This window comes from Cellulophaga fucicola, from assembly GCF_900119145.1.
GTDB classification, from domain to species: domain Bacteria; phylum Bacteroidota; class Bacteroidia; order Flavobacteriales; family Flavobacteriaceae; genus Cellulophaga; species Cellulophaga fucicola.
Genome location: NZ_FPIY01000002.1, coordinates 804,184 through 818,791, shown reverse-complemented (window position 1 = coordinate 818,791; position 14,608 = coordinate 804,184). Strand labels below are relative to the sequence as shown.

Below are 14,608 nucleotides of genomic sequence, written 5' to 3'. Positions count from 1 at the left end.
TAATTTATAAAAATACTTTTGACGCAGATTTTAAAGTAACCCATCAACATTAAAAAAATGCGACTTCAATTAAAATACGTTTTACTTTTTTCATTTTTAACAGCTCAGTTATGTGTTGCACAAGAAAATGAAAATACTACAAAAGAAAAGAAAGTAGTTTTTATTATAGTAGATGGTATTTCTACAGATATGCTACAAAAGGCACCAACACCTTTTTTAGATAGTATAGCCGCTAGTGGTAGTTATTCTAAAGCCTACGTAGGTGGTAAAAAAGATGGTTACTCAGAAACTCCAACAATTTCGGCAGTAGGTTACAATAGCTTGCTTACGGGTACTTGGGTAAATAAACACAATGTTTACGGTAACAGTATTAAGAAACCTAATTATAATTACCCAACAATTTTTAAGGTTTTTAAAGATCAATACCCTAAAAAAACTACTGCTATTTTTTCTACTTGGTTAGACAATAGAACAAAGCTGATTGAAGGTCTTGGAGATGCTAAAAATGTAAAGTTAGATTATGCTTTTGATGGTTTTGAATTAGATACCATTAGCTACCCGCATGATGCTTACAAGCAATACATAAAAAAGATTGATAATGATGTAGCTGTGGAGGCTGCCAGATATATTAAAACTGATGCTCCAGACTTATCATGGGTGTATTTAGAATATTCTGATGATGTTGGTCACGGTTTAGGAGATAGCCCACAATTAGATGCTGCAATTACGTATGAAGATGCTTTGGTTGGTAAAATATGGAATGCTGTTAAAGAACGCGAAGCAAACTTTAATGAAGACTGGTTGTTGGTAGTTACTACAGACCACGGTCGTAGCCCTAAAGATGGTCGTCATCATGGCGGACAAACAGATCGTGAGCGTGCTACGTGGATTGTAACTAATGAAAAAAACACCAACAGTTACTTTGCTAAAGAAACACTGGCAATTACAGATATCTATCCGTCAATGTTACGCTTTTTAAATATAGATGTTTCAAAAGAAGTGCGCTTTGAAATAGACGGAACTCCGTTTATAGGTGAGGTAGATGCTTACGGTTTATCTGCTGTTAAAGAAGGTGATAAAATTGTTATCCGTTGGAAAAATAACTCAGATAAAACTGTAAAAGGTATTATCTACACTTCTATTGCCAATCAATTTAAAGAAGGAGAAAAAGATATTTATAAGCGTGAAGCTAAAGTGAGTTTGGCTAATGAAGAGACTACGCTATTGCTAAAAAAGCATACAGGCAAGATGTTAAAAATAGTATTAGAAACTCCAAACAATGTACTTAATACGTGGTACATAAACAATAACTAAAAACCAATTTAACTTAACATTAAAAGAAATGAATCTTAGAATTACTTTGTTTGTATTACTGTTTATATCTTATTTAGGATATGGGCAACAACCTGTAAAAGGTAAGGTTGTAGACGAGAATAATATACCCTTAATGGGGGCAAGTATTATTGTTGTAAATACCACTAATGGCACAACAACAGATTTTGATGGTAATTATACTATTAACGTAGCAAAAGGGGATGTATTAACATTTTCTTCTATGGGCTTTAAAACAAAACAGTTTACTGTTACAGATGCTACTATAATAAACATTACGCTTATAGAAGATGCTGCAGCATTAGAAGAAGTTGTGGTAACAGCATTAGGTATAAAAAGAGAGAAAAAAGCGCTAGGTTATGCAGTGCAAGAGGTAAAAGGTTCGTCTTTAGAAAAGGCAAAAGAACCAAATTTAGTAAACTCTTTAACGGGTAAGGTTGCTGGTTTAAATATTAAGAACTCTACAGACTTGTTTCAGAGTCCAGAAATTAGTTTAAGAGGTGCTAAGCCACTTGTGGTTATAGATGGTATACCAGATCGTTCTGCAGATATTTGGAAAATTAATTCTGATGATGTAGAAAGTATTAGTGTGCTTAAAGGTGCTACAGCGTCTGCTCTCTATGGTTCTGCTGGTAGAAACGGTGCTATAATGATTACAAGTAAAAAAGGAGAAAAAGGAAGGCTAACTGTGACGGTTAATAGTTCTGTACTTTTTCAACCTTCTTTTATTAAGGTTCCAGATGTACAAACAGTTTACGGTAATGGTAATCAAGGACAATACGCGTACATTAATGGTCTTGGTAGTGGTTCTGAAGGTGGTGGTTGGATCTGGGGTCCTAAAGTAGATCAGTTAGACCCAGGTACAGCAAGTGGTTTTTTTGAAACTCCGCAATACAATAGTCCTAAAGATGCTGCGGGCAATTTAATTCCTATTCCCTTTACATCAAGAGGAAAAAATAATATAAAAGATTTTTTTCAAACAGGGTCTATACAAACCAATAACGTAAGTGTAAATTGGGGTAGTGATAAGGCTAGTTATAGAATGTCTGTTTCTAACGTTTATCAAAAAGGTATAGTGCCAAATACAGATTTAGGAAATACCTCCTTTACAATTGGCGGTACTTTAAATCCGTCTGATAATTTTAAAGTAAGCTCTAACTTAACTTACAATAAGCAATACACAGATAACTTTCCAGAGGTTGGTTACGGACCAACAAATTACCTATACAACTTGGTTTTATGGACAGGTGTAGATGTAGATGTAAAAGATTTACGTAATTATTGGAGAGAAGATCAAGAAGGCTATCAACAAAGACATTTTAATGTATCTTATTATAACAATCCTTATTTTCAGGCTTACGAGTACGAGCGTGGGTACGATAAAGATAATGTGTTTGGTAATATTGCATTTGAGTATAATATTACACCAGAACTTAGTGTTAAAAGCACAAGTGGTATAAATGTAAATAGTCTAAATAGAACTTATAAGGAACCAAAAAGTTATGTTGGTTATGGTAATAAATCTTTGGGTAATTTTACAAATGCAGATAGTAAGTATTTTGATATTATTACGGATTTAGGGTTAAAGTATGAAAAGAGTTTTTCTGATGATTTTACATTAAAAAGTGAGGTTGCAGTCTCTAATTACTATCGTAACTCTAAATCGGCAAGTACACAAACAGATGGTTTAAATATTCCTGGCTTTTACAATTTAGCAAATAATGCGGGAGCTAGTTATATAGCTTCTAATAGAGAAGAAGAAGAGGCTATAAAAAGTGTTTACGGTTTTGTAGATATGTCTTTTTATAATGCATTTTATTTATCTATAACTGGTAGAAACGATAAGGTGTCTACCTTGCCAAAAGAAAATAATTCTTTCTTTTATCCGTCTGTATCTGGGTCTTTGGTTTTATCTAGTCTTTTTGATATGCCAAGTGCTATAAGCTTTGCTAAGCTAAGAGGCTCTTGGTCTAGAGTTTCTGAAGGTAAAATAGGTAGCGATCCATATAGTTACATACAGGCTTATGATAAAGGTACTACTTGGAACGGAAAAACATCTGCGTCTTTTGGGTCTAGTTTGTTGGCGCCTGGGTTAGAACCAGAAACATCAGATACTTGGGAAGTTGGCGCAAACCTAAGGTTATTTAATAATCGTTTAGGTTTAGATGTTGCTTATTTTGAAGCTAGAGACCACAATAACTTAATTTATAGTCCAATTTCTGATGGTACAGGATACGAGAGTATATTGTTGAATGGAGACGAGTATAAGCGTAAAGGATTAGAGTTTGTTTTAAATGCTAAGCCAGTTGAAACAGCAAATTTTAGTTGGGATATGCTTGTTAATTTTAGCAAGTTTAGAAGATACCAAGAAGAAATTTATGGCGATAGAGAGCAAACTGAAGGTTTTATAAAAGTTGGAGATCGTACCGATAAAATTTATGCAGATGTATACCAAACTAATGAAAACGGAGAAGTTATTTTTGAGAATGGTTTTCCTGTTAGCGATCCTTACCAAAGATATATTGGAGAGGACGATCCAGATTGGACATACGGTATTACAAATACACTAAAATATAAGAACCTTAATTTGTCTTTCTTATTTGATGGTAGAATAGGCGGATTGTTATATTCTACAACCAACCAAAAAATGTGGTGGGGTGGTAAGCATAAAGAAACTGTTAATCAATTTAGAGACGATGCTAATAATGGAGTTAGTTCTTATATAGCTCCCGGGGTTAAAGTAGTAAGTGGTTCGGTTGCTTATGATGTTAATGGTGCAATAACTAGTGATACAAGAGTTTATGCTCCAAACGATGTTGCTGTAAATTATATCAACTTTATGCAAACAACAAGTAATGGTCACAATAAAAACTACCATTATTACAAGGAGTCTTTTGTAAAGCTAAGAGAGGTTACGCTTACCTATAATTTTCCAAAAAAAGTACTAAAGCAAACGCCTATACACGAGTTTAGCTTGTCTTTAATTGGTCGTAACCTTTGGTTAAATTCAGATGTGCCTAATGTAGATCCAGATTCTGGAGTAGATGCATTACAGGCGCCATCTACTAGGAATATTGGACTTAACTTAAATGTAAAATTTTAAATCAAAAATCAAAAAATGAAAAAGTATAGTTTATATTTTCTATGTGCCCTTGTCTTTACAGTAAGTTGTACTAAAATAGAGGATTTGCAAGACGATCCTAACAGAGCAACCTCTGTTAGTCCAGATCTGTTATTAACAAATATAGAAACAAAGGCTTTTAATAATGTTAGTTTAAATAGCGCATTAGCTAGTAGGTATTTAACATTTACAGATGGTGTTAATGAAAATCAATACTACAACTGGCAACAGGCATCATTTGCAAATTATGACAACATAAAGCAGGTGCATAAAATGATAGAAGAAAGTAAAAATGCAGAAACAGAGGTCTATGCAATTTTAGGTAAATTCTTTAATGCTTATTTTGCAACGGAACTAACATTGGTTTTTGGGGATGTTCCGTTTAGTGAAGCCGTTTCTGTAGAAAAGGAAAATTATACTCCTGCTTACGATTCTCAGGAAGAAATTTTTCTAAAAGTTTTAACAGATCTAAGATCGGCCTCTAATGAGCTTGCGGCTAATGATGAACTTATTCTTGGGGATGTAATTTATGATGGTGATAAAACAAAATGGCGTAAATTAATTAACTCGTATTACTTAAGGGTGTTGATGCTACTATCTAATAAAGCAAATGTTGTGTCATTAGATGTTGTAGGCAGGTTTAAGGAGGTTGTAGAAAACCCAACTAAATATCCAATTTTTAGCTCTAATGCAGATAATGGAGCATTGGCTTATGTAAACATTCAAAATAATAGATACCCGTTATTTAATGATAATAGTTTACAAACAGCTTATTATATGGAAGAGTCTTTTGTAGATAAACTTAAAACATTAGAAGACCCTAGGTTATTTGTGTTTGCAGAGAAAACTCCTGCGGCATCAGCATTAGCAAATAATGATTTTACTGCTTATGACGGTTTGTATGGTAGTGCAATTTTTAGTGATAACGCAGCTAAAGCAGTTGCGGGTAATGCATCTAGAATTGCACCAAGATTTTATAATGACCCTATAAATGAGCCTAGCTTGTTAATTGGGTATTCTGAGCTGCAGTTTATTTTAGCAGAAGCAGTTGTTAGAACTTGGATTTCTGGAGACGCAGCAACTTATTATAAAGAAGGCATTCAGGCTTCAATGAATTTTTATGGTATTACAGATACAGATGATTATTTAGCTAAGTCAGAGGTTCGGTTAAATGCAAGTAGCCCAATAGAGAGCATTGCAACTCAAAAACACATAGCATTGTTTTTAAATACTGGTTGGCAAATGTTTTATGACCAACGTAGAACGGGTTACCCAGAATTTAATGTAGATGGTGGCGGAACTTTAAATGAGGGTAGAATACCAAAAAGATGGTTGTACCCTTCTAGCGAGGCTATAAATAACGCAGCAAGTCTAGAAGAGGCTATAAGTAAGCAGTTTTCTTCTGGTGACGATATAAATTCACAAATGTGGATTTTAAAATAAGGTATTTACAGTTTAAATATCGTTTTTTAGTTTGTTTAACTAGCGTCTTTGGCGCTAGTTTTTCAGTTTAAAATACTTTGTGTTGAGTTTTTAAGTGCAACTATTTGTTTTTTAGTTAATTACTATATCGTTATAGTGTTTGTTTTAGGTTGATATAACAAAATTTTAACACTTTTAACTTGGAATTGGGCGCTAATAATGTATGTTGTAGCAAAACAATTTCAATATGAAGATTATACAAGTCAAAAGAAAAAGCAAAGTAGAAAAGAGGTACACCAAGAGAATGGGACAGCTTGCAGCTAAAGTGACTTACGTTAAGAAATACGTTTTTGGAGTGCCTATAAAAACACTATATAAGTACAGACAGACTTATTATGGTGAAATTAAAGATTGCAAAGATTGTCATCTGTTTGTTTAAATAAAACAGTTACAAATAAAAAATCCCAGTGTATTTTAAATACACTGGGATTTTTTTATAACTAGTAGTTTGGTTTGTTATTAGTTCTTTACTAATGTACCTTCACTTTTCCATTTTGTTACATTAGCAATTTTGCTGCCTTCAAAATCAACTTCATTAAGTGCTGTGTCATTCCAGAAAAACCATTTTCCAACTTTTTTTCCTTCAGCATAGTTTCCTTTTGCAACTTTTCTTCCTTCTATATTAAACATTGTCCATTCACCATCTAACTTACCATCTAAAAAGTAACCAACTTGCGATACTTCTCCATTAGTATGGTAGTATGTAGCTTTTACTTTGTTGTTTTCTTTTTCAAAAACTGGTTTTGTATTTTGTGCGTTAACTAGTGCTATAGAGAATATAAATGCGAATATTAGAGCTGTCTTTTTCATTATATGTAGGTTTTAATTATTATTTACTTAACATTAACGTCATAAATATACGTTTTATTTTACGATAAATACGCATTAAGTTTACATTAAATTTACATTAAAATCGTAAATATCTTATTTTCAGTAGTTTAATTATTTTAGTCAATAACATTATCGCATAAAAAAAGCGACCCCAGGGCCGCTTTTAAAAAAAGTAATAAGAAATTTTATTAGAATTGATAGTTCATTCCTAAACTAAAATTCATTCCAAATTGTCCACCTTGTTGTACTTCAGAAGAGTATTGAAATCTTCCGCCAGCTTCGGCAGTATTTGTGCTAGCTAAAGTTTTGTCAGGGTAAACATCAAATAAGTTATTTATAGTACCAGTAAAACTAAGCTTGTCTGTTACTTTGTAGCTTAGGTTTAAATCTGTAACCAACATAGAAGATAAATCTTGATCTATACCGCCAGTTTCTGGAGCAGTAACAGTTACCTTACCAAAAAGAGTATTATTTAAACCAATGTTAAATTTATCAGTGTCATAATCCATACCTAAAATAAATTTAGATCTAGGTCTAGAATTTGTAATTAAACCTTTTTCTTCTCTTGTGAAAATATTATAGCCATTATCTGCAAGAACTTGAGGAGTCTCAATAGCATCAACTGTAGTTTCGTTAACATTGGCAGCTAAACTCACGTTAAATTTACCATCTCCCAAATCTATACCTCTGTAATTAAGTACAAAATCTACCCCTGTAGTTTTTGTGTCACCTGCATTTATAAAGTATTGAAGAGCTACCACATTATTGTCTATAAGAATTTGTTCTACAGGATTTATGTCCTGTAGCAATTCATCACCTTCTACATCACCATCATTATCTGTGTCTACATCGCCAGCATCTTGCTTGTATCCTTGCTGAGAAGAGAATAGAACTCTGTCATCTACGTGTATTTGGTAAAAATCTATAGATGCAGAAAATTTAGGGTTAATTTTATACGTAAAACCAGCAGAAATGTTTCTAGATGTTTCAGCAAATAAGCTAGGAACTCCTAAATCTTTTACCGCTTGGTTGTCGTTAGCAAGTGTTCCCTGTAATACTGGCTCTGGAGAACCATCAACAATAATGTATTGGCTATTTGTTAGGTAACGTTGGTGTAAGGTTGGGGCTCTAAAACCAGTACTGTATGAACCTCTAATAGCACCTTTGTCTCCTAATTTATAACGGCCAAACACTTTCCAAGAAAAGTTATCTCCAAAATCTGAGAAGTCTTCATATCTACCAGCTAATCCTAATAAAAGATCTTCAGTAATATCATAATCTAATCCGGCATAAAAAGCGATATTATCTCTGTTCCATTTACCCGCTTCGTCTGGCTTAATACCAGCAAAAGAATCAGATCCTCCTTTGTAATATGATAATGGGTTGCCTTCTATTGCTTCATAATATTCTTTCTTGTATTCTAATCCAAAAGAAGAAGATAGTTGGTCAGAGTATACGTTAGCGAAATCTAAGTTCATTACAATATTGCTCAAAGTATATCCTCCTGGTTTAAATGTTCTAGGAGAAGTTCCGTTATCAGCTAAATAGTCACGGTTTACAGAGTTATTTACGGTGTAATCTACGCTGTTAGATCCGTAAGTAACACTAGCGTCACCATTGAAAGAGTCAGTAATATCAAACTTAACACCTAAAGCATTAATATGATCATCAATTTGCGCCTCAAAACTTGGTTGGTACCCAGCAAAATCTTCAGATCTAGTTAGAAATTCAGAATCTGCAATATCTCTTCTCCAGTATGGAGCTCTGTAATATGCAAAACTACGTCCTTTTCTAGTTGAATATCCGTGAAAAGAATACAATTCAGCGTTTTCTCCTAATGGGTGTCCAAGGTTAACAAATAAATCTCCTTTTTCTAAATCTGGTTGTCCAACGTGCATTCCTAATTCAGGATTTTCAGTAGCCCATTGTATTTCATTTGGTCTAGCGTCTGCTGGTAAATCTGCAATTCCTGGTGATCCTGCTCTGTTTGTAAGTTGTTGGTTGTAGTATCCTAATGTTAGGTTTATATAGCCACCATCTCCAAAGTTAAAAGAAGAATTCATATCTGCTGCAAAATTGAAACCATCACCTTCAGAGGTAATACCTGTTCTTGCAGATACAGTTGTGTATTTTGCATTCTTTTTTAATACCATATTAATTACACCAGCAATGGCATCAGAACCGTATTGTGCAGATGCACCATCTCTTAAAACTTCTACTCTTTCTATAGCAGCAGTTGGTATACTTTTTAAATCTACACCAACTTCACCTTTACCAGGTGTTCTGTTAAGGTATACTTGTGCACTTTGGTTTTTACGTTTACCGTTTACTAAAACTAAAGTTCTACTTGGGCCTAATCCACGTAAATCTGCCGGATCGTAATGCGCAGTAGCATCAGAAATTGCTTGTGTTTGTGCGTTAAAAGAAGGTACTTTAAAAGTAAGCATACGATCTACAGTAGGTTTGCCACTACTTGTAAGTTCTGCTACGCCTATATTGTCTATTGGCACAGGAGAATCTAAAATAGTCCTAGGTTTAGACCTGTTACCTGTTAGTACTACTTCATCTAAAGCTAAGCCTTCTTGCAAAGACATATTTACTTTTCCTGCAGCATTTACAGTAATTTCTTTGGTATTAAAACCAACTGAAGAAAATATTAAGGTCGCAGGGAAACTTTGTGCAGTTATGGTGTAATTACCATCAAAATCTGTTGTAGTTCCTGTTGTGGTCCCTTTAATTACAATGTTTACCCCCGGTAAAACGTCATTGTTTTGGTCTGTAACTGTTCCGCTTATTTCACCCTGAGCCATAGCAAACAGTGGTGTTATAAGGAAAATTAAACCAAGTACTTTTCTTGATAAATAATTTTTCATTTAATTAAGTGTTTTATTAGTTATATCACAAGATAATAACATTTAAACTACAAAAGCAAATAAAAAATTAACAAACGTTAGTTTTTAACACACAAAAATTAAGTTTTCCTTTATAATCTTTTTCTTACCAAACTCTCTGATTTTTAATAGTGATATAGTTTTTAAGTTAATGAGATACTTTTATACCTTTGCTTTTTTAAACTTTAGCTAAAGAAATGTACAGAAGTCATAATTGTGGAGAATTAAATGCAGGCCATATTAACAAAGAGGTTACTCTTTCTGGTTGGGTGCAAAAATCAAGAGATAAGGGGTTTATTGTTTGGGTAGATTTACGTGATAGATACGGAATTACTCAGTTGGTTTTTGATGAGGAGCGTACAAGCAAAGAAATGTTAGAACGCGCACAGAAATTAGGACGCGAATTTGTAATACAAGTTAAAGGTAAGGTAATTGAAAGGGCTTCTAAAAATCCTAATATGCCAACCGGTGAAATAGAAATTTTAGTTTCTGAGTTAACTATATTAAATAAGGCTTTAGTGCCACCGTTTACAATTGAAGATGAAACTGATGGTGGTGAAGATGTACGTATGAAATATCGTTACTTAGATATTCGTAGAAACCCAGTTAAAAACAATCTTATTTTTAGAAGTAAGGTTTCTATGGAGGTACGTAACTTTTTATCTACAAACGGATTTATAGAAGTTGAAACTCCTTACTTAATAAAGTCTACTCCAGAAGGAGCTAGAGATTTTGTTGTACCTAGTCGAATGAACGAGGGACAGTTTTATGCTTTGCCACAGTCTCCACAAACATTTAAGCAATTGCTTATGGTTGGTGGTATGGATAAATATTTTCAGATTGTAAAATGTTTTAGAGATGAAGACTTACGTGCAGATCGCCAGCCAGAGTTTACGCAAATAGACTGTGAAATGGCTTTTGTAGAGCAAGAAGATATTTTAAATATTTTTGAAGACTTAACACGTCACTTACTTAAAGAGGTAAATGGTGTAGAGGTTGATAAGTTTCCTCGTATGTTGTATGACGATGCAATGCGTTTATATGGTAATGACAAACCAGACATTAGATTTGGAATGGAATTTGGCGAACTTAACGATATAACGCAACACAAAGATTTTAAAGTCTTTAATGATGCGGAATTAGTTGTTGGTATAGCAGTTCCAGGAGGTAATGCTTATACAAGAAAAGAAATAGATAAATTAATAGACTGGGTAAAGCGTCCGCAAGTTGGTGCTTTGGGTATGATTTATTCTCGTTGTAATGATGATGGTTCTTTTAAATCTTCTGTAGATAAATTTTACGATCAAGACGATCTTGCTAAATGGGCAGAAAGAACAGGAGCTAAACCAGGTGATTTAGTTTGTGTATTATCTGGACCTACCAATAAAGTACGTGCACAATTAAGTGCTTTGCGTATGGAGTTAGCAACACGTTTAGGTTTACGTGACCCTAAAGTATTTGCTCCATTATGGGTTATAGATTTTCCATTATTAGAGTTAGACGAAGAAACAGGTCATTACCACGCAATGCATCATCCATTTACGTCTCCAAAACCAGGTCAGTTAGAGTTGTTAGATACAGATCCAGGAGCAGTAAAAGCTAATGCTTACGATTTAGTTTTAAATGGAAACGAAATAGGAGGTGGATCTATACGTATACACGATAAAGAAACACAAGCTACAATGTTTAAGCATTTAGGCTTTACACCAGAAGAAGCAAAAGAACAGTTTGGATTTTTAATGGATGCTTTTCAATATGGAGCACCACCACACGGAGGTTTAGCTTTTGGTTTAGATAGGTTAGTTTCTATTTTAGGCGGACAAGAAACAATTAGAGATTTTATTGCATTCCCTAAAAATAATAGTGGTAGAGATGTAATGATAGATGCTCCTGCTCAACTAGGTCAAGAGCAACTAGATGAATTAAAATTACAGCTAAAAACTAAATAACTAAGAATAATAAAACACCGCGTAATGTTTAATAAAAAATTGCTTAAACGAATATTAGTCTGGAGAGCAAAACACATTACAAATAGGCAGTTTATATACATTCTTAGTGTTATTGTAGGTATAACATCTGGTATTGGTGCAGTGTTGTTAAAAAATGCTACGCATTTTATACAACACGCTTTAGAGGGTAAGTTGGTGGCTAATTATCACCATGCATTTTATTTTTTATCGCCAATACTAGGTTTTTTCTTAGTGTACCTATGTGTAAAATATATTATTAGAAATAAGGTTAGTCACGGTATACCATCTACTTTGTATGCTATTGCTAAGCGCAAGGGGTTAATGAAGAGATACCAAATGTTTGGTTCTTTAATTACAGCACCCATAACTGTTGGTTTTGGTGGTTCTGTTGGTTTAGAAGGGCCAACTGTGGCAACAGGAGCAGCAATAAGTTCTAACCTGTCTCGGTTTTTTCATTTAGACCAGACTACACGTAATTTACTTATTAGTTGTGCAGCTGCAGGTGCTCTTTCTTCAATATTTAAAGCGCCTATTGCGGCAATTGTTTTTGCTATTGAGGTTTTTAGCTTGGACCTTACTATAGCTTCTATGTTGCCATTATTATTGGCATCCTTATCAGCTATTATTACTTCTTATTTTTTCTTTGGTGATGATGTGTTGCTTCCGTTTAAAATAGAAGATAAATTTATTATTGCTGATGTGCCTTTCTATATGGCGCTAGGTGTTGTAGCGGCTTTAGTTTCTATGTATTACACAGAAGTTTATGATCGTATTCAACAATTTTTTGATAAAATAGAATCACCCATAAAACGCGTTTTAATTGGTGGTGTGTCTATTGGTGTTTTGGTTTATTTTATTCCACCACTTTATGGAGAAGGGTTCGATGTTATAAATCACCTTATAGCAGGTCATCCAGAAAAAGCATTGGCAAACAATTCACTCCATTTAGATTTAGAAAATGTTTGGGTTATAATTGCGCTTTTAGCTGGGTTGGTCTTTTTTAAAGTTATTGCAGGTTCACTAACTTTTGGAGCTGGTGGTGTTGGTGGTATTTTTGCTCCAACATTGTTTATGGGTAGTATTATGGGGAACTGCTTTGCTAAAATTATTAATAATAGCGGTTTAGTTAATGACCCTGTGTCCGAAAGTAACTTTACTCTTATTGGTATGGCTGGACTTATGGCAGGGGTATTGCATGCGCCGCTAACGGCAATATTTCTTATTGCTGAGGTTACGGGCGGTTATGAGCTTTTTGTGCCTTTAATGATTACTTCAACGTTGTCTTTTGGTATAACCAAGTACTTTTATCCGCATTCTGTATATACTATGGAGCTAGGACGTAAAGGAGAATTATTAACTCATGATAAAGATCATGCGGTACTTACATTAATGGATATAGATACGGTTATAGAGACTAACTTTATTCCATTAAAGAAAAAAATGACTTTAGGAGATGTTGTGCATAAAGCTATTGTTAAGTCTAATCGTAATATTTTCCCTGTTCTAGATAAAAAAGGGCACGCACTAGAGGGTATTTTGCTTTTAGATGATATAAGAGATGTTATGTTTAAGCAAGAACTCTATAAGACATTAAAAGTAGCAGATTTTATGCGCAGTGTACCAGATGTAATAGTTTACGAGGAAGATAATGTACAAGCGGTAATGAATAAATTTCAGCTTTCTGGTGCTTGGAATTTGCCAATAATAAAAGAAGGTAAGTATATTGGGTTTGTGTCTAAATCTAAATTGTTAACCGCCTACAGAAAAAAATTAATAGATTTTACAAAATAATAAGTATGATGAAATATAGTAGTGGTATAGTGGCGCTTATATCTATTGGTTTAATTATCTATGGTTTTACATTGTTAGAGGCTAATGAGCTTGTAGCGCATAAATGTATAGGCTTTGGAACGGTTGGAATATTTTTTATAGCAATGCCTCTTTTTTTAATCAGAGTAAGTAAGGGAAAGAAGGTTAAAGACTATATGTTAAACGAGGAAAATATTAGAAAAATGCAAGGTAAACACTTGGAAAAGACTAAGGATCAGTGATTTTGAGTCGATTTTAAGTTCTGTTTACATTGCTCTAGTTAAAATATGTTATATTTGAGTATTAACATTTTTTATAACTTATTTTAATGACTGGAACAGTAAAATTTTATAATGACTCTAAAGGATATGGATTCATTACAAACGACGAAACAGGAAAAGACATTTTTGTTCATGCAACTTCATTGAACGGAACTGAATTAAACGAAGGTGACAAAGTAGAATACGTAGAAGAAGAAGGTAGAAAAGGAGTGGTTGCTGGCCAAGTGCAAGTAATCTAATAAAGTATATTTATTTTGATTAAGAAAAAAGCCTTGCAATTTGCAAGGCTTTCTGTTTTATAGGCTCTTTTAATTTAAGTTTCGTTTTTGTATAAAAAAGCGTTTTAATAACTCGGAAGCTTCTTTTTCTAGCAAGCCACCTGTCATTTTTGTTTTTGGGTGTAATTTTGTGGCCATAGCTCCACAGCCTCTTTTAGGATCGTTTGCTGCATACACTATTTTAGAAATCTGACTCCAATATAAAGCTCCTGCGCACATTTGGCAAGGTTCTAAGGTTACATATAGCGTACAGTTTTCTAAGTATTTTCCGCCCAAGAAATTAGCTGCAGATGTAATAGCTTGCATTTCTGCATGTGCAGTAACATCGTTTAGTTGTTCTGTTAAATTGTGTGCTCTAGCAATTATTCTGTTGTCAATTACAATAACAGCACCAACAGGTACTTCGCCTTTATCAAAAGCAGCTTCTGCTTCTTCTAAAGCTTTTTTCATAAAGTAATTATCGTCAAAAGGATTTATCATAAAATCAAAAGTATAAAAATTAGCAACAGTATTTGTTACCTAGTTCTTAGTTTTTATCAGCTTTAAAAAATAAAATGAGAGCTTTTTGTATAACAATTGGTTGTAAAGGTATAACTCTTCACTTATTTCTTTA

At 33.6% G+C, this 14,608-nt stretch carries 11 protein-coding genes; 8 read left to right on the top strand and 3 right to left on the bottom strand.

Going from position 1 to position 14,608, the window contains the following annotated elements:
• The first annotated feature begins 57 nt into the window (after nt 1–57).
• The 4 genes from BT107_RS09945 (at nt 58) to BT107_RS09930 (ending at nt 6,314) form a co-directional block, all read left to right on the top strand.
• Nucleotides 58–1,314: an alkaline phosphatase family protein gene (locus tag BT107_RS09945; protein ID WP_084639205.1), complete on the top strand. Its 1,257-nt coding sequence runs from the start codon at nt 58–60 to the stop codon at nt 1,312–1,314.
• A 28-nt stretch (nt 1,315–1,342) separates the two neighbouring features.
• Nucleotides 1,343–4,435, top strand: coding sequence for a SusC/RagA family TonB-linked outer membrane protein (locus BT107_RS09940; RefSeq protein WP_072303628.1), 3,093 nt, complete (start codon nt 1,343–1,345; stop codon nt 4,433–4,435).
• Nucleotides 4,436–4,450: 15 nt separating this feature from the next.
• Nucleotides 4,451–5,896 carry a SusD/RagB family nutrient-binding outer membrane lipoprotein gene (locus tag BT107_RS09935; protein ID WP_072303627.1) on the top strand — a complete coding sequence of 482 codons (1,446 nt, stop codon included), beginning with the start codon at nt 4,451–4,453 and terminating at the stop codon, nt 5,894–5,896.
• 226 nt (nt 5,897–6,122) lie between these two features.
• Nucleotides 6,123–6,314 (top strand): hypothetical protein, encoded by a 192-nt coding sequence (locus tag BT107_RS09930; RefSeq protein ID WP_072303626.1) that lies wholly within the window; start codon nt 6,123–6,125, stop codon nt 6,312–6,314.
• Between the two features lie 80 nt (nt 6,315–6,394).
• On the opposite strand, the gene BT107_RS09925 is transcribed toward BT107_RS09930, so the two are convergent.
• Complete coding sequence (locus tag BT107_RS09925; protein WP_072303625.1) at nt 6,395–6,745, bottom strand: toxin-antitoxin system YwqK family antitoxin; 351 nt, start codon at nt 6,743–6,745, stop codon at nt 6,395–6,397.
• A 209-nt stretch (nt 6,746–6,954) separates the two neighbouring features.
• Nucleotides 6,955–9,639, bottom strand: coding sequence for a TonB-dependent receptor (locus BT107_RS09920; protein WP_072303624.1), 2,685 nt, complete (start codon nt 9,637–9,639; stop codon nt 6,955–6,957).
• Nucleotides 9,640–9,854: 215 nt separating this feature from the next.
• Between BT107_RS09920 and aspS the strand changes: the two genes are divergently transcribed.
• The 4 genes from aspS to BT107_RS09900 all read left to right on the top strand — a co-directional run bounded on the left by aspS (nt 9,855) and on the right by BT107_RS09900 (nt 13,956).
• Complete coding sequence (gene aspS / locus BT107_RS09915) at nt 9,855–11,606, top strand: aspartate--tRNA ligase (RefSeq protein WP_072303623.1); 1,752 nt, start codon at nt 9,855–9,857, stop codon at nt 11,604–11,606.
• Between the two features lie 24 nt (nt 11,607–11,630).
• On the top strand, nt 11,631–13,418 hold the full coding sequence (locus BT107_RS09910; RefSeq protein WP_072303622.1) for a chloride channel protein: 1,788 nt from the start codon (nt 11,631–11,633) through the stop codon (nt 13,416–13,418).
• A gap of 5 nt (nt 13,419–13,423) precedes the next feature.
• Entirely contained in the window at nt 13,424–13,678 is a 255-nt protein-coding gene (locus BT107_RS09905; RefSeq protein ID WP_342039455.1) for a hypothetical protein, read from the top strand.
• Nucleotides 13,679–13,764: 86 nt separating this feature from the next.
• The gene (locus tag BT107_RS09900; protein WP_072303621.1) at nt 13,765–13,956 is read left to right on the top strand and encodes a cold-shock protein; all 192 of its coding nucleotides are present in this window, start codon (nt 13,765–13,767) and stop codon (nt 13,954–13,956) included.
• Between the two features lie 69 nt (nt 13,957–14,025).
• Here the strand turns inward: BT107_RS09900 and BT107_RS09895 are convergent, their stop codons facing one another.
• On the bottom strand, nt 14,026–14,475 hold the full coding sequence (locus tag BT107_RS09895) for a nucleoside deaminase (RefSeq protein WP_072303620.1): 450 nt from the start codon (nt 14,473–14,475) through the stop codon (nt 14,026–14,028).
• Nucleotides 14,476–14,608 lie beyond the last annotated feature (133 nt).